15 protein-coding genes, 2 tRNA genes and 1 pseudogene are annotated in these 15,215 nt (G+C 74.2%); 10 read left to right on the forward strand and 8 right to left on the reverse strand.

Going from position 1 to position 15,215, the window contains the following annotated elements; genetic code table 11:
- Position 1: 1 nt before the first annotated feature.
- A complete protein-coding gene (locus NFS20_RS09590; protein ID WP_251151544.1) occupies positions 2-688 on the reverse strand; it encodes a hypothetical protein in 687 nt (228 codons plus the stop codon).
- Positions 689-809: 121 nt separating this feature from the next.
- Between NFS20_RS09590 and NFS20_RS09595 the strand changes: the two genes are divergently transcribed.
- The 5 genes from NFS20_RS09595 to NFS20_RS09615 all read left to right on the forward strand — a co-directional run bounded on the left by NFS20_RS09595 (position 810) and on the right by NFS20_RS09615 (position 5,813).
- Entirely contained in the window at positions 810-2,012 is a 1,203-nt protein-coding gene (locus NFS20_RS09595; protein WP_463105227.1) for a PucR family transcriptional regulator, read from the forward strand.
- 100 nt (positions 2,013-2,112) lie between these two features.
- Entirely contained in the window at positions 2,113-3,087 is a 975-nt protein-coding gene (locus NFS20_RS09600; protein WP_251151545.1) for an ACP S-malonyltransferase, read from the forward strand.
- Positions 3,084-4,091: a beta-ketoacyl-ACP synthase III gene (locus NFS20_RS09605; RefSeq protein WP_251151546.1), complete on the forward strand. Its 1,008-nt coding sequence runs from the start codon at positions 3,084-3,086 to the stop codon at positions 4,089-4,091. The genes NFS20_RS09600 and NFS20_RS09605 overlap by 4 nt, the downstream gene beginning before the upstream one ends.
- 130 nt (positions 4,092-4,221) lie before the next feature.
- Entirely contained in the window at positions 4,222-4,473 is a 252-nt protein-coding gene (locus tag NFS20_RS09610; protein ID WP_251151547.1) for an acyl carrier protein, read from the forward strand.
- 95 nt (positions 4,474-4,568) lie between these two features.
- Positions 4,569-5,813, forward strand: a complete 1,245-nt coding sequence (locus NFS20_RS09615; RefSeq protein WP_251151548.1) for a beta-ketoacyl-[acyl-carrier-protein] synthase family protein — start codon at positions 4,569-4,571, stop codon at positions 5,811-5,813.
- Positions 5,814-5,909: 96 nt separating this feature from the next.
- On the opposite strand, the gene NFS20_RS09620 is transcribed toward NFS20_RS09615, so the two are convergent.
- The 3 genes from NFS20_RS09620 to NFS20_RS09630 form a co-directional block, all read right to left on the reverse strand.
- On the reverse strand, positions 5,910-6,410 hold the full coding sequence (locus NFS20_RS09620) for a DUF3145 domain-containing protein (RefSeq protein ID WP_251151549.1): 501 nt from the start codon (positions 6,408-6,410) through the stop codon (positions 5,910-5,912).
- A gap of 182 nt (positions 6,411-6,592) precedes the next feature.
- Entirely contained in the window at positions 6,593-7,078 is a 486-nt protein-coding gene (gene def / locus NFS20_RS09625; protein WP_251151550.1) for a peptide deformylase, read from the reverse strand.
- Between the two features lie 82 nt (positions 7,079-7,160).
- A complete protein-coding gene (locus tag NFS20_RS09630; protein ID WP_251151551.1) occupies positions 7,161-7,967 on the reverse strand; it encodes a DUF1206 domain-containing protein in 807 nt (268 codons plus the stop codon).
- Between the two features lie 140 nt (positions 7,968-8,107).
- On the opposite strand from NFS20_RS09630, the gene NFS20_RS09635 reads away from it, so the two are divergent.
- Positions 8,108-9,241: an acyltransferase family protein gene (locus tag NFS20_RS09635; protein ID WP_251151552.1), complete on the forward strand. Its 1,134-nt coding sequence runs from the start codon at positions 8,108-8,110 to the stop codon at positions 9,239-9,241.
- A gap of 30 nt (positions 9,242-9,271) precedes the next feature.
- On the opposite strand, the pseudogene NFS20_RS09640 reads toward NFS20_RS09635, so the two are convergent.
- Positions 9,272-9,373, reverse strand: a pseudogene (locus tag NFS20_RS09640) (DUF488 family protein, N3 subclade); the annotation flags it as partial.
- Positions 9,374-9,433: 60 nt separating this feature from the next.
- On the opposite strand from NFS20_RS09640, the gene NFS20_RS09645 reads away from it, so the two are divergent.
- The 3 genes from NFS20_RS09645 (at position 9,434) to NFS20_RS09655 (ending at position 10,234) form a co-directional block, all read left to right on the forward strand.
- A tRNA-Ile gene (locus NFS20_RS09645) sits at positions 9,434-9,510 on the forward strand.
- Positions 9,511-9,600: 90 nt separating this feature from the next.
- Complete coding sequence (locus tag NFS20_RS09650; protein ID WP_251151553.1) at positions 9,601-10,116, forward strand: hypothetical protein; 516 nt, start codon at positions 9,601-9,603, stop codon at positions 10,114-10,116.
- A gap of 45 nt (positions 10,117-10,161) precedes the next feature.
- Positions 10,162-10,234 (forward strand) — tRNA-Asn (locus NFS20_RS09655).
- Positions 10,235-10,356: 122 nt separating this feature from the next.
- Here the strand turns inward: NFS20_RS09655 and dnaG are convergent.
- Together dnaG and NFS20_RS09665 are read right to left on the reverse strand one after the other, a co-directional pair.
- Complete coding sequence (gene dnaG / locus NFS20_RS09660; protein WP_251151554.1) at positions 10,357-12,303, reverse strand: DNA primase; 1,947 nt, start codon at positions 12,301-12,303, stop codon at positions 10,357-10,359.
- 9 nt (positions 12,304-12,312) lie between these two features.
- Positions 12,313-13,254, reverse strand: coding sequence for an AraC family transcriptional regulator (locus NFS20_RS09665; protein ID WP_251151555.1), 942 nt, complete (start codon positions 13,252-13,254; stop codon positions 12,313-12,315).
- Between the two features lie 137 nt (positions 13,255-13,391).
- Here NFS20_RS09665 and NFS20_RS09670 point away from each other — a divergent pair, with 137 nt between their 5' ends.
- The gene (locus NFS20_RS09670) at positions 13,392-13,850 is read left to right on the forward strand and encodes a VOC family protein (RefSeq protein ID WP_251151556.1); all 459 of its coding nucleotides are present in this window, start codon (positions 13,392-13,394) and stop codon (positions 13,848-13,850) included.
- An 18-nt stretch (positions 13,851-13,868) separates the two neighbouring features.
- On the opposite strand, the gene NFS20_RS09675 is transcribed toward NFS20_RS09670, so the two are convergent.
- The gene (locus NFS20_RS09675) at positions 13,869-15,200 is read right to left on the reverse strand and encodes a deoxyguanosinetriphosphate triphosphohydrolase (RefSeq protein ID WP_251151557.1); all 1,332 of its coding nucleotides are present in this window, start codon (positions 15,198-15,200) and stop codon (positions 13,869-13,871) included.
- Positions 15,201-15,215 lie beyond the last annotated feature (15 nt).

Here is a 15,215-nt window from a genome sequence, read left to right on the forward strand (position 1 = left end):
CCTACGTGCCCGCGCGGTGCTGCTCGGCCTGCGCGACGGCGCGCTCGAGCTCGGTGCGCACGCGGGCGACCGCCTCCGGGTCGCCGTAGGACGTGAGCGACTCGAGGTGGTGCCGCGCCTCGACCGCTCGGTCCGCCTCGATCGCGGCGAGGACGAGCTGTCGCCCGACCTCGGGGTCGTGCTCGCGAGCGCGCCAGTGGCCCACGCCGAGCCCGAGCGCCTCGCCGGGGAGACCGGCGTCGCGGAGCACCTCCATCGACTGGGCGAGGGCGCGCCCGGTGTGGTCGCGCTCGGCCGCGGTGGCGAAGCGGCGCAGCGCGGACTCCTGGTCGTCGTCGAGCGAGAGGCGGCCGAGCTCGATGAGGGGGAACCATCCCTTGGGGTGGCCCGCGAGCTCCTCGGCGAGCGCCCACACCGCCAGGTCGGCGGCGCGCTGCTTCTCGGACTCGTCGGCCGGCGCGGCCAGCGGGTCGTCCACGTGGGTCCCCTCGGCAGCACGCCGTCGCACGAGCTCGGCGAGGGCACGGAACGCGCGCTCGTCGTTCGGGTCGTCGCCCAGCATCGCGCGCAGGGCGTCCTCGTGGACGGTGTCGCCGCGCTTCTCGCCCGACCGGGGTCGGCGCGCGCCGACCGTCGACGCGGACGTCGGGCGTCGCATGAGCTGGCGCAGGCGGGGCATCAGGGCCATGCCCACGACCCTAGCGGCTCCCCCGGACGCTCACCCGACCGCCCCGGCACCAGACCTCCCGCGGGTCCTCGCGACCGACGGTTTGTGGACTGTCCACAACACCGGCCCGTATGCTCGGCGCGTGACGGCCACCTCCCCGACAGCCTCCGGCCGTTCCCGCGCCACCGGAGCCGCCGGCAACGCGGACAACCTCCAGGGACTGCGCGACGGGAGCGGGCTGCTCATGGCGGCCGCGCTGCGGCGCCTCGACGAGGAGGTGCCCTGGTACCGCGAGCTGCCCGCCGAGGACCGGTCGTACGTCGGGCTCGTCGCCCAGTCGGGCATCACCGCCTTCGTCACCTGGTACGCGGACCCCCTGGCCCCGCCGCACGGCGTGAGCGAGATCTTCGCCGCGGCGCCGCCCGAGCTCACGCGCTCGATCTCGCTGCAGAACACGCTCCAGCTCGTGCGGATCGTCGTCGAGGTGGTCGAGGCGCACTCGGACCAGCTCGCGGCCCCCGGCGGCGAGCGCGACCTGCGCGAGGCGGTGCTGCGCTACTCGCGCGAGGTCGCCTTCTCGGCCGCCGAGGTCTACGCCCGCGCGGCCGAGGTCCGCGGCGCCTGGGACGCTCGCCTCGAGGCGCTCGTCGTCGACGCGCTCGTGCGCGGCGACGGCGACGACTCGCTGCGCTCGCGCGTGTCCGCGCTGGGCTGGGGCGGGCGCGGCTCGACCCTGGTCATCGCGGGCACGACGACCGCGTCGCTCGACGAGGTGCGCACGGCCGAGCTCCGGCGGGCCACGCGCCGCGCCGCGGGCGACGCGCTCGTCGGCATCCACGGCGACCGGCTGGTCCTCGTCCTCGGCGGCGAGGGCGACCTCCAGGCCGCCGCGGCCTCCCTGCTCCCACGCTTCGGCCCCGGTCCCGTCGTCATCGGACCCACCGTCGCCGGTCTCGAGGAGGCCGGTCGCTCCGCGCAGGCCGCCCTCGCAGGCCTGCGCGCCGCGCCCGCCTGGCCCCAGGCACCGCGACCGGTCCTCGCCGACGACCTGCTGCCCGAGCGCGTCCTGACGGGAGACACGACCGCCCGGCGGACGCTCGTGACGCAGGCGTACCGCCCGCTCGCCGAGGCGACGGGCTCCGTGCTCGAGACGCTCTCGGCGTACCTCGGGACGGGTCGCTCGCTCGAGGCCGCCGCGCGCACGCTGTACGTGCACCCCAACACCGTGCGGTACCGCCTGCGCAAGGTCTCGGAGATCACCGGGTGGGACCCGCTCGACGCCCGCGAGTCGTTCGTGCTCCAGGTCGCGCTCGCGCTCGGCCAGCTCGCGGCGGTCCCGCGCTGAGGCCCTCGCGCCGTCCTTGGAGGTTCCGCACAAACGCCTCCGCCAAGGTTGGTGCGGGTCGTGACGTGGTCCGTCGACACCGCGTTGGCACAGTTGACAGGTGCTCGCCGTCTTGTGCCCTGGACAGGGCTCCCAGTCCCCCGGAATGCTCGCGCCCTGGCTCGAGCTGCCCGGCGTCGCCGACCGCCTCTCCGCGTTCGGCGAGGCCGCCGAGACCGACCTCGTCGCCCACGGCACGACGTCGGACGCGGAGACGATCCGGGACACCGCCGTCGCGCAGCCGCTGATCGTCGCGTCGTCGCTCGTCGCGCTGCGCGAGATCCTCGACGGCCGTGACGCCGCCGACGTCGTCGACGTCACGGCCGGCCACTCCGTCGGCGAGCTCGCCGCTGCGGCCGTGGCGGGCGTGCTCGACGACGCGGGTGCCGTCGGGCTCGTCTCGCACCGCGCGCGGTTCATGGCCGAGGCCGCGGCCGCGAACCCGAGCGGGATGAGCGCCGTCGTCGGCGGGGACCCGGAGGAGGTCCTCACGGCGATCGAGGCGGCGGGGCTGTGGCCCGCCAACGTCAACGGGGGCGGCCAGGTCGTCGCCGCCGGCGCGCTCGAGCACCTGCTCACGCTCGCCGAGAAGCCGCCGGCCAAGGCGCGCGTCATCCCCCTCCAGGTCGCCGGGGCGTTCCACACGCCGTTCATGCAGTCGGCGCGGGAGGCCTTCGAGCCCGTGGCCGCGGCCTGGGACGTGAGCGACCCGCGCCTGCCGTTCCTGTCGAACGCGGACGGCGAGCCCTACGGCCGCATCGACCTCGAGGGCAGCAGCCACGGCAAGGCCCGCGACGTCGTCCGTCGCCTCACCGCGCAGATCGCCGCGCCCGTCCGGTGGGACCTGTGCCAGGAGACGCTCGCCGAGCTCGGCGTCACCGCGATCCTCGAGCTCGCCCCGGGCGGCGTGCTCACCGGGCTCGCCCGACGCACGCTGCGCGGCGTCGAGACCGTCGCGGTGAAGTCGCCCGCCGACGTCTCGGCGGCGCGCGACCTCGTCGCACGGCACTCCGTCGCCGCGGGGGCGGGGGCGTGACCAGCCCGACGCTGCGGCAGGCCACCGGGCCCGCCCACTCGCGGATCCTCGCGATCGGTGCCGCGCGGGGTGAGGACGTCGTGACGAACGACGACCTCGCCGGCCCCATCGAGTCGTCCGACGAGTGGATCCGCCAGCGCACGGGCATCGCCACCCGGCGCCGCGCCGGGTCCGACGTCGACGTCGTCGACCTCGCGGAGGCCGCAGCACGACGCGCGCTCGACGCCGCGGGCCTGACCGGCACCGACGTCGACGCCGTGATCGTCGCCACCATCACCTGGTTCCGCCAGACGCCGTCCGCGGCCGCCGTGCTCGCCGACCGGCTGAGCGCGACCCCCGCCGCGGCCTTCGACGTGTCCGCGGCCTGCGCCGGGTACGCCTACGGCATCGCGCAGGCGGACGCCCTGGTCCGGTCCGGGACCGCGCGGCACGTCCTCGTCGTCGGGGCCGAGAAGCTCAGCGACTTCGTGGACCCGACGGACCGCACCATCTCGTTCCTGCTGGGCGACGGTGCGGGCGCCGCGGTCGTCGGTCCGTCCGACGTGCCCGGCATCGGTCCCACCGTCTGGGGCTCGGACGGGAGCCGGGCGAGCGCGATCCGGCAGACGCACGCCTGGACCGACCTGCGCTCGGAGCCCGAGCCCGGCTTCGCGACGATGCGCCAGGACGGGCAGACCGTCTTCAAGTGGGCGAGCTTCCAGATGGCCCCCGTCGCCGCGAAGGCGATGGCCGAGGCCGGCGTCGGCCCCCACGACATCCGGGCCTTCATCCCGCACCAGGCCAACCTGCGGATCACGGACCAGCTCGTCAAGCAGCTCGGCCTGCCCGACACCGTGGCGGTCGCGCGGGACATCGTGGAGACCGGCAACACGTCGGCCGCGTCGATCCCGCTCGCGACCGAGCGGCTCCTCGCCGATGGGCAGGTCCGCTCCGGCGATCTCGCCCTCCAGATCGGCTTCGGGGCCGGGCTCGTCTACGCAGCGCAGGTCGTCGTCCTCCCGTAGGGAAGAATCACCCTGGGCGGTTCGTCGTCGACCGACGGACCACGCCGCAACCAAGTACCGCACCACCGTTCGGGCCAGCCCGAGCACCGCCACCGGGACCGGTCCACCGGACCCACGACAAGGAGAAACCATGGCTTACACCGAGCAGGAAGTCCTCGCCGGCCTCGCGGAGATCGTCGCCGAGGAGACGGGTCTGCCGACGGACGCCGTCGCGCTCGAGAAGTCCTTCACCGACGACCTCGACATCGACTCCCTCTCGATGATGACGATCGTCACGCACGCCGAGGACAAGTTCGGGGTCCGCATCCCCGACGAGGAGGTCAAGAACCTCACCACGGTCGGCGACGCCGTCTCGTACATCACGGGCGCCCAGGCCGCCTGAGCACCCGGCCTGCCCGGCAGGCCGTGCGGACGGGCCGGCACCACCCCGCCGGCCCGTCCGCCCACCCGTCGACCGAACACCCTCGAGGAGCTCCCATGTCTGCCGTCCGTGAAGTCGTCGTCACCGGCCTCGGCGCCACCACGCCGCTCGGCGGGGACGTGCCCACGACCTGGGCGGCCGCGCTCGCCGGCGAGTCCGGGGCGCGAACGCTCGACAACGACTGGTCCGAGCGCTACGAGATCCCCGTCACGTTCGCAGCGACGATCAAGGTCAAGCCCGAGGAGGTCCTCGCGCGCCCCGAGATGAAGCGCATGGACCCCTCCACGCAGTACGCGATCGTCGCGGCGCGCGAGGCCTGGGCCGACGCGGGCAGCCCCGACGTCGACGGAGACCGGCTCGGCACCGTCGTGTCGTCCGGCATCGGCGGCATCTGGACCACGCTCGACGGCTGGGACACGCTGCGCGAGCGCGGCACCCGCCGCATGCTGCCCATGACCGTCCCGATGCTCATGCCGAACTCCCCCACCGCGTACGTCTCGCTCGAGCTCGGCGCCCGCGCCGGCGCCCACGCGCTCGTCTCCGCGTGCGCGTCCGGCGCCGAGGCCATCGGCTACGGCGTCGACATGATCCGCGCGGGCCGCGCGGACGTCGTCGTCGCGGGCGGGACCGAGGCCACCATCCACCCCATGCCGATCGCCGCCTTCGCGGCGTCGCGAACGCTCTCGCTCCGCAACGACGACCCGCAGGGCGCCTCCCGCCCCTACGACGTCGACCGCGACGGGTTCGTCATCGGCGAGGGCGCGGGCGTCGTCGTGCTGGAGAGCGCCGAGCACGCCGCAGCGCGCGGCGCGCGCGTGTACGCCCGGCTCGCGGGCGTCGGCCTGTCGTCCGACGCCTACCACATCACGTCCCCCGACCCCGAGGGCCGCGGTCAGGTCGCCGCGATGCGCCGGGCGCTCGAGGAGGCCGGGGTCACCGGCCGCGACGTCGTGCACGTCAACGCGCACGCGACGTCGACCAAGGTCGGCGACCTCACCGAGACCCGCTCGATCCGCACGCTGCTCGGCGGGGACGCGGACCACGTCCAGCTCTCCGCGACCAAGTCGATGACGGGGCACCTCCTCGGGGGTGCCGGCGCGCTCGAGTCGATCTTCACGATCAAGGCCGTCGCGGAGCGCCTCGCGCCTCCGACGATCAACGTCGCGAACCCCGACCCGGAGCTCCAGGTGCCGCTCGTCCGCGACACGCCGTCGGCGCTGCCCGCGGGCGACGTCGTGGCGCTCAACAACTCGTTCGGCTTCGGCGGCCACAACGTCGCGCTCGCGGTGACGAGCGCCTGACGGACCGCCACGCACGCGAGGCCGCCTCCCGGCCGGGAGGCGGCCTCGCGTCGTCGTGACGGTGTCCCGCCGTGCAGGCGTCCCGTCAGCCCACGGTCAGCCCACGCGGTGCAGCCAGCGCACGGGGGCGCCCGCCCCGGCGTAGCGGAACGGCTCGAGCTCGTCGTCCCAGGCCTTGCCGAGCGCGAGGTGCAGCGCCTCGCGCATGGCCCAGGGATCGTTGGCCTGCTCGAGCGCGGCGCGCACGCGGTCCTCGGGCACCACGATGTTGCCGTGCACGTCGGTCGCGGCGTAGAAGATCCCCAGGTCGGGCGTGTGGGACCAGCGCCCACCGTCGACCCCGTGGCTGGGCTCCTCGGTCACCTCGTACCGCAGGTGGGACCAGCCGCGCAGCGCGGACGCGAGCTTCGCCCCCGTGCCCTGCGTGCCCTGCCAGGAGTACTCGCCGCGATACAGCCCGCGCGCCGCGGGCTGCTCGGTCCAGTCCAGGGAGACGCGCACGCCGAGGACGTTCCCGGCGGCCCACTCCATGTGCGGGCACAGAGCACGGGGTGCTGAGTGCACGTAAAGAACACCGCGGGTGATGGCACCGGCCATGTCTGCCTCCCTAGGTCGAGGTTTCGTCTTCCCCAACGTCCTCACCAGGGTGGATCCACGGCACGTCGCACAACCGTCACGGCGTGTCTCGTGCCTATCTTGCACGACGGCGCACGGATGCGCGAGAGATTCGCGGGGCGCGCCCTGACTGCGCCCCCGACACCGCGAGCGCCGCGCTGCCCTCAGAGCTGGGCGCGCAGCTCCCGCATCGCCTTCTTGCGGACCGAGCGGTCGAGCCGGTCGAGGTAGAGCATGCCGTCGAGGTGGTCGCACTCGTGCTGCAGGCAGCGGGCCATGAGCTCCGTGCCCTCCACGACGACCTCGTTGCCGTCGAGGTCCGTGCCGACGACGCGCGCGTACCAGGCGCGCCGGGTGGGGAACCAGAGCTCCGGGACGGAGAGGCACCCCTCGTCGCCGTCCTGGAAGTCGTCGGAGAGCTCGACGATCCGGGGGTTGAGGACGTAGCCGATCTCGTCGTCGATGTTCCAGGAGAACGCGCGGAGGTTGACGCCGATCTGGTTCGCGGCGAGACCCGCCCGGCCGTCGTGGTCCACGGTCTCGACGAGGTCGGCGACCAGGGACCGCACGCGGTCGTCGATCGTGGTGATCTCGTCGCACGGGGTGCGGAGCACGGGGTCGGGGATGGTGCGGATCTCTCTCATCGCCATGCCCGCATTCTTCCACGAGGACGTCGCGCAACGGCCTCCCGGGCGGGCGGTCTCCCCGTGTGACGCCCGCCCGGGACGCAGGTCACATCCGGGCGTAGCGCGCCCGGGCGAACGAGTACAGGCCGTACGCGGCGAACCCGAGGCCGATGGCCACGAGGAGCACCACGCCGAAGGGCTGCGCCACGATCGTCGCGAACGCGGCGTCGAGACCGCCGGCCTGCTCCGGGTCGTTCTGCACCGCGGCCACGACGAAGAGCCCGCCGAGGACGCCGAGGGCGATGCCCTTCGCGATGTAGCCCACCTGCCCGAGCCGGACGACCGCGCGGCCGACGTGGCCGCTCGTGCCGCCCCGCAGGTCCTCGAGGAACTTCTTCTTCCAGCCCTTGACCACGTGGTAGACGCCGACCACGACGATCCCGACCCCGACGGCACCGACCAGCAGCGCGCCGCCCGGGCTCTGCATGAGTCGCGCCGTGAAGCTCTCCTCCTGCCCCGAGCCGCTCGACGCCCCCGACACGACCTGCACGGCCAGCACGCCGAGCGCGACGTAGACGACCGCCTTACCGGCGGCCTTGAGCCGGTCGGACGTCTCGAGCGCCCCGCTCAGGGCGACCGTCACCTGCCACAGGCCGAGGGCGGCGAACGCCACCACGGCGAACCAGAGGAGCCCCGTGCCGCCCGGTGTCTCGGCGACCGCGGCGAGCGCACCGGTCTGGCTCGCCTCCTCGCTCGACGCCCCGCCCGTCGCGACCTGGACGGCCAGCACCCCGATGACGAGGTGGAGCACCCCGCTCATCGCGTACCCCGCGCGGGCCAGCAGCTCCAGCGTCTTGCTCCCCTGAGCGCTGCGAGCGGCCGACTTCCCTCCTGAGCTCATGCTCGGTGCCACGGATTCTCCTTCACGTCAGGACGCCGCCCCTCGCGCCGCCGGGATCTCCGGCCCCGACACTCTGGCAGCCCGAGCCCTTCCACGCATTTCGGACGTCGGAGCCCGGCAGCCACACATCACGGTTTGGTAACGTGCCTCGGATGTCCACGACGCCCCCTCGTCTCGTCGCGCTCGACGGGCTCCGATTCGCCGCCGCAGCGGCCGTCCTGGCGTACCACTTCGTCGCCGTCAACCACCACGCCTGGGGCGACCGCACGAGCGAGGTGATGCCCGGGGTCCAGCAGGTCGCGGCGTTCGGCTCGTTCGGGGTGCAGCTCTTCTTCGTCATCAGCGGTTTCGTCATCCTCATGACCGCCTGGGGGCGCGACGTCCGCGGCTTCGTCGCGTCACGCGCGGGGCGACTGTTCCCCGCGTACTGGGCATCGGTCCTCGTGACGCTCGTGCTGCTCGTGCTCGTCGCCCCGGGACGGCGAGACGTGGACCTGCCGCAGGCCGTGGTGAACCTCACGATGGTGCAGCGGGCGTTCGGCATCGAGGACGTCGAGGCCGTCTACTGGACGCTCTGGTCCGAGCTGCGGTTCTACGTGCTCGTCGGGGTCCTCCTGGCGCTCGGCCTGACGCGCGGTCGGCTGATCGCGTTCGTCACGCTCTGGCCGGTCGCCGGGGCGATCGCGACGCAGACCGGTTCCGACCTCCTGGCGACCGTCCTGGTCGCGGCCGACGCCCCGCTGTTCGCCGGCGGCATGGTGCTGTTCCTGCTCACGCGCGAGCCTCGCTCACCGGTCCTGTGGCTCGCGCTGGGGCTCGACGTCGCGCTCGCGGCCGCGCACTCGGGGCGCATCCAGGCGGTACGGATCGAGAACAGCACCGACCTCGTCCTCGGCCCGGCGACGTACTGGACCGCGATCGTCCTGTGCTTCGTGGTCGTCGCCGCCGCGACCATGACGCCGCTCACGCGGCTCTCCTGGAGGTGGCCGACGACGCTCGGTGCCCTGACGTACCCGCTCTACCTCGTCCACTCCTCGTGGGGCCGGTGGGTCATCGAGACGGCGCACCCGGCCCTGCCCGGCTGGGCCACCCTCGCGCTCGCCACCGCGACGTGCCTTCTCCTCGCGCTGGCCATCCACCGGCTCGTCGAACGACCGTTCGGGCCCCGACTGAGGAGGGCGCTCGACCGGGACCTGCGGCGCGAGAGCGGGCCGCAGGAGGCGCGCCCGGAGACTCGCTCACCGGCCGCTCAGGTCGAGGCGGCGGGCGTCCCGGCCTCCAGGTAGTCGCGCAGGACGACCGCCTGGTTGTGCTCCCTGTTCCTTGCTGACCCCACGGGGCCACAGCCGGTCGACGAGGACGCGAAACCCGTCGTCGTCGGACGGCTCGTCGTGGACGCGCCGCACCCGGATGGTCATGACTCCATGAGACCGTCGCAGCGACCGGGGCGCACCCGGTGAGCGCTAAGATCGCCGCGCGCCCCGTTAGCTCAGCTGGTCAGAGCAGGAGACTCATAATCTCTCGGTCGCGGGTTCAAGTCCTGCACGGGGCACCAGTCATCACCGCGACGCCCGGCCGTCGGCCGGAGCATCCCTGCCGTTCGCGACGTCGTCCTCCCCCATCGCTCAGCGGTTACCGTAGGTCCGTGTCCTGGTTCCGCCGCCACTCGCTCCCCGACCCGGTCCGCCGCGCCCTCGACATCCCCGCCGGGGACCGCGTGCTCGCGTCGGCGGAGCTCGTGGACGGCGCGTGGGCCGTCGCGACGCGCAGCACGCTCGTGACGAGCGACGCGTCCGGCGCGGTGGCGTCGAGGCGCCCCTGGTCCGACGTCGACCGCGCGTCGTACTCGCCCGAGTCGTCGACCATCTCCGTCTCCTGGGTCGACGGGAGCCCTCCGGCGGACCTCCGCCTCGCCGACCCGCGACGCACCGCCCTCGTCCAGACGCTGCGCGAACGGGTCCAGTCGTCCGTCGTCCTGTCCGAGACCGTGACGTTCGCCGCAGGACGCACCGCGCGGGTCGCGGTACGCCGCCATCCCGACGGCGGCCTGTTCTCCCAGGTCGTCACGGAACCGGGGGTCGATCTCGACGACCCGGAGGTCGCCGCACGGGTCGACGCCGCCGAGTCCCGCGTCCGGTCGGCGTCCGGACTACCCCTCTGAGCCTGCTAGAGTTTTCCCCGGTCACCACGGTGAAGCCGTGGCCGATCCCGCGTAGCTCAGCTGGCAGAGCATCCGACTGTTAATCGGACGGTCGTAGGTTCAAGTCCTACCGCGGGAGCCTTCGGAAGGGGCGTCGACACAGGTCGGCGCCCCTTTCTCGTCCCGACGCACGTCTCTCGGACAGCGGCCGCGGCTCGCTCGCACTCGTCGTGCCTCCGGCGCGATGCGCCGCGCAGACCGTCAGGCGATCTCGCCCTCGCGCAGCGTGCGCCGTTCGGCCTCGACCGCGAGGAGCCGGGCGAAGGCCTCCTGGTACGCGGCGACGTCGGCCGACGGGTCGAGGCGCTGGAGCCTGCTCTTCGCGTCGGCGATCCGGCGGGTGAGGCCGAGGTCCACGAGCCCGCGCACGACGCCAGCCACATACCCCCCGACGACGCTCTCGCGGTCCTCCGGGAGCGGGGCGACGGCGAGCTCGGTGACGAGGCCCCGGACCGGCTCCGCGGCCTGCTCGACGACGGCCTCCACCCAGCGGCCCGCGCCGAGCACCGCGCCCTCGCGGGCACCGCCGGCGGCACGGACCGCGGCGTGCACCGCACGCCAGGCCGGGACCGAGAAGGCGTCCTCGTCGAGGGTGTCGAACACGGGCGGCACGTGCTGCGGGTACTGCAGCACCGCGACGAGGGCGAGCCGCTCGCGACGCGCGACGGGGTCGCGGGGGTCCGGTGCGGGCATCGCGGGCACGACCGGGGCGTCGTCGGCCGCGCCCTGGCGGGCGTCGTCGGGACGCGACGTGCGCACGGGGCCGGGCGTGGTCCGACGGCTCGCCGACGCGACCTCGCGCCGCACGCGGTCCGCGTCCATGCCGATCCACCCCGCGAGCAGGCGCGCGTACTCGGGACGCAGCGCGGCGTCGCGGATGCCCGCGACGATCGGTGCCGCGGCGCGCAGCGCGCCGACGCGTCCCTCGGCGGTGTCGAGGTCGAACCCGGCGAGCGTCGTGCGGATGACGAACTCGAACAGCGGCTGACGCCCGTCGACGAGCGCACGCACCGCGTCCGGTCCGCGCGCCATCCGGAGCTCGCACGGGTCCATGCCGCTGCGCTCGACGGAGACGAACGTCTGCGCGTAGAACCGCTGGTCCTCGCCGAACGCTCTGACGGCGGCCTTCTGCCCGGCGGCGTCGCCGTCGAACGTGAAGATCACCTCGCCGCCGACGGACGTCCCGGACGCGAGCTGCATGCCGCCGCCCGCCGTCGTGTCGCCCAGGAGGCGGCGCACGATGCGCGCGTGCTCGGTGCCGAACGCGGTGCCGCACGTCGCGACGGCGGTGGTCACGCCGGACAGGTGCGCGGCCATGACGTCGGTGTAGCCCTCGACCACGACGACGCGCTTCTGCTTCGCGATCTCGCGCTTCGCCAGGTCGATGCCGTACAGCACGTTCGACTTCTTGTAGAGCGACGTCTCGGGGGTGTTGAGGTACTTGGGGCCCTGGTCCTCGTCGTACAGGCGGCGCGCGCCGAACCCGACGATCTCGCCGGTGACGTCGCGGATCGGCCACACGAGCCGGCCGCGGAAGCGGTCGTAGATCCCGCGCTGACCCTGGCTCATGAGACCCGACGCGACCAGCTCGGCCTGGGTGAACCCACGACCCTGGAGATGCCGCTGCAGGCTGTCCCAGCCGGTCGGTGCGTAGCCGACCCCGAAGTGCTCGGCGTCGGACCGGTCGAAGCTGCGCTCGGCGAGGAACGCGCGCGCGGCGCCCGCCCCCGGGCCGACGAGCTGCTCCGTGAAGTACTGCGCCGCGACGCGGTGGGCCTCGAGCAGGCGCTGGCGCCTGCCGGGCTCCTCGCGCGGGCGGAGTGCTCCCCCGCCGTGCCCGCTCTCCTCGTACCGGAGCTGGATCCCGACGCGGTCGGCGAGGTACTCCACCGCCTCGGTGAACGTCAGCCCGTCGATCTTCTGCACGAACGAGATGACGTCGCCGCCCTCGCCGCAGCCGAAGCAGTGCCAGCGCCCGACCCCGGGCCGCACGTGGAACGACGGCGAGCGCTCGTCGTGGAACGGGCACAGTCCCTTGAGCGAGCCGACGCCGGCGGACTTGAGCGTGACGTGCGCGGAGACGATCTCGTCGATCCGTGCGCGGTCGCGGACGGCGTCCACGTCCTCGCGTCGGATCAGGCCTGCCACGACCCGAGTCTATGCGTCCGGGGCGGCCGTGGAGGCCGCTCCGGCGCCGGTGCCGGGTCCCGCGCCGACGGCCTCCGCGAGCGCCGCCCGCGACGCGGCGCACCGGCGCGCGTACGCCGCCGGGGTGGTCCCGGTCACGCGGGCGAAGTCGGTCCCGAGGTGCGCCTGGTCGTAGTAGCCGACGGCGGTCGCAAGGGTCGCGAGGTCCTGCCCGGGGTCGGCGGCGAGCAGGTCGGCGGCGACGTGGACGCGGTGCCGCTGCAGCACCCACTTGGGGCTCACGCCGACATACCGGGCGAACAGGCGCTGCAGCGTGCGCGGCGTGGTCCCGACGACGTCCGCGAGGTCGTGCACGCCGGCTCCCGGCCCGAGGCGGCCGGCCACGAGCGTGGCCATCACGGTCCGGACCCGCTCGAGGTCCCGCGCGGTCCGGGCGGAGCGGACGGCGCGCGCGCGAGCGCGCACGAGCGGCTCGACCTCGGCCACCGCGTCCTCGGGACGACCACGGACGGCCAGGGTGACGGCCGAGCGGGAGGCCGCGTCCGCCGTCGGGCCCAGGAACGACGCGGCGGGGACGAGCGCGCCGGGTCGCACGGCGTCGGCGGACCCGAGCAGGACACGGAAGGCGCCCGGTCGAAGCTTCGTCCCCACGACCGCACCGCTCCCCACGAGGGTGCGCTCGAACAGGCCTGGCGGGATCCCGTGCGCGGCGTAGCCGGACTCCTCCGCGACGACGTTGGCGACGGGGTGCGGCACGACGACCTGCGTGAACGACTCCCCCGGTGGCAGGTCCCAGCGCACGACCCAGTGCCGCTCGACGAGGTCGGCGACGTCGGGCGCCGGGTCGATCCGCACGAGCTCGAAGCCGCGGCGTGCGGCAGCGGGGTCGACGATCCCGCGCAGGGACGTCGTCGGAGGACGTGCCCCGACGGGAGGCTCGCGTTCGAACACCTGTCGCATTCCTCCAAGACTGGCACGACGGACCGACAGGAGCATGGTGGTCCCGGGACGAGCTCGGGACAAGCACGGGACGAGCACGCGAGAGCACGGACGCGCCCCGCACGGGGCGACTGTCGGAGGAGGACACCATGGAGATGTCGGCACTGCACCCGAACGTGACGGTGAGCGGCGCGCGGGAGGCCATCGCGTTCTACGAGGCGGCGCTCGGCGCCGAGGTGGTCGACGTGGTCACGGCCGGCGACGCGGTGATCCACTCGGACCTGCGGCTCCGGTCGGCGGCGGGCGTCTCGACCTTCACGGTCGCGGAGGAGTTCCCGCCCGACTCGGCCGCGCCGGAGCCGGGCGCGCCGACGCACGCGTCCTTCTCCGTGCCGGTCGAGGACACCGACGCGGCGCACGCCCGCGCCGTCGCGGCGGGGGCGTCGAGCCTCGCCGAGCCGGCGGACTGGTTCGAGGGGTTCCGGCAGGCCGCGGTGCGGGACCCGTTCGGACACCGCTGGTACTTCGTCACCGTCGCGGAGTCGGTGACCGCGGAGGACGTGCAGCGTGCGAGCGACGCGTGGATCACCCAGCGCGGCGACGACTGAGGCGGTGCGTCGGGCGCGTCAGCCGTGCGGACGCACGAGCCGCGCGTGCAGCTGCATCGCCGACACGTCGGTGAGCGACGCGACCTGGTCGACGACGACGCGCAGGCGCGCGGCGTCGTCGGCCGCCTCCGCCCAGTCGGCGGCGAACGACGGCTCGAGCGCTACCGGCGCCCGGTCGGCGAGCACCTCGACGAGGTCCGCGATCACCTCGCGCTGCCGCTGGTAGAGCGGCTCCTGCTCGCGGGGCGCCATGACGTAGGCGACGGCGATCCCCTTGAGCACGAGGATCTCGGCGACGGTCTCGTCGGGCACGACGAGTCGCGCCGCGTAGCGCGTCAGGGGTCCGTCGCCGAAGACGGCGCGCGTGGCCTCCTGGGCGGCGCCCGTGAACCGGCCGATGAGCTGGCTCGTCGCGTCCTTGAGCGCGGCGAGGGCACGCCGCGAGCCGTCGAACCCGGTGACGAGGTGCCCCGTCTTCTGCAGGCGACCGATCGCGGCCTCGAGCTCGGCCGCGTCCTGCGCGGTGCCGTACCAGGCGTGCACCGCGCGCACGACACGGTCGCGCTCCTCGGCGTCCTCGAGCACCGCGAGCTCGATGCGGCCCCCGACGACGGCGTCCTCGACGTCGTGCACGGAGTAGGAGACGTCGTCGGCGAGGTCCATGACCTGCGCCTCGAGGCACTTCACCTGGCTCGGCGCACCGGCGCGCAGCCAGTCGAACACGGGGCGGTCGTCCTCGTACACGCCGAACTTGTGGGTCGCGCGCCCGTCGGCCCGGGGTGGCCCCTCGCCGGCTCCCCACGGGTACTTGACGCTCGCGTCGAGGCTCGCGCGCGTGAGGTTGAGGCCGACGGGCCGGCCGTCGTCGGTGACCGCCTTCGGCTCGAGGCGCGTGAGGAGACGCAGCGTCTGGGCGTTGCCCTCGAACCCGCCGATGTCGACCGCCAGGTCCGCGAGCGCCCGCTCGCCGTTGTGCCCGAACGGCGGGTGCCCGAGGTCGTGCGCGAGGCACGCGGTGTCGACGATGTCGGGGTCGCAGCCGAGCGCCTTGCCGATCTCGCGGCCCACCTGCGCGACCTCGAGCGTGTGGGTGAGCCGGGTGCGCACGAAGTCGTCGCTGCCCGGGCCGAGCACCTGCGTCTTCGCGCCGAGACGCCGCAGGGCCGAGGAGTGGACGATGCGCGCGCGGTCCCGCTCGAACGGGGTGCGGGCCCGGGACTTCGGCGACTCGACGGACCAGCGCTCCGTGTCGGCGTCCGTGTACGACGCCGTCCCCTCCTCGCCGGAGGCCGGGCGGGGGAAGGACCCGACGACCGTGGGGTCGAACGCGCCCTGCTCGAAGGTCTGCACCGGCTCAGCGTAGCG

The organism is Cellulosimicrobium sp. Marseille-Q4280, assembly GCF_943181405.1.
Taxonomy (GTDB): Bacteria; Actinomycetota; Actinomycetes; order Actinomycetales; family Cellulomonadaceae; genus Cellulosimicrobium.

Excerpts from the sequence above, each read along its gene's own strand:
- NFS20_RS09610 (WP_251151547.1), top strand. The coding sequence starts at position 4,222 with ATGGCTTACACCGAGCAGGAAGTCCTCGCCGGCCTCGCGGAGATCGTC.
- NFS20_RS09670 (WP_251151556.1), top strand. The coding sequence starts at position 13,392 with ATGGAGATGTCGGCACTGCACCCGAACGTGACGGTGAGCGGCGCGCGG.
- NFS20_RS09620 (WP_251151549.1), bottom strand. The coding sequence starts at position 6,410 with ATGGCCGGTGCCATCACCCGCGGTGTTCTTTACGTGCACTCAGCACCC.
- def (WP_251151550.1), bottom strand. The coding sequence starts at position 7,078 with ATGGCGATGAGAGAGATCCGCACCATCCCCGACCCCGTGCTCCGCACC.
- NFS20_RS09635 (WP_251151552.1), top strand. The coding sequence starts at position 8,108 with ATGTCCACGACGCCCCCTCGTCTCGTCGCGCTCGACGGGCTCCGATTC.
- NFS20_RS09615 (WP_251151548.1), top strand. The coding sequence starts at position 4,569 with ATGTCTGCCGTCCGTGAAGTCGTCGTCACCGGCCTCGGCGCCACCACG.
- NFS20_RS09590 (WP_251151544.1), bottom strand. The coding sequence starts at position 688 with ATGGCCCTGATGCCCCGCCTGCGCCAGCTCATGCGACGCCCGACGTCC.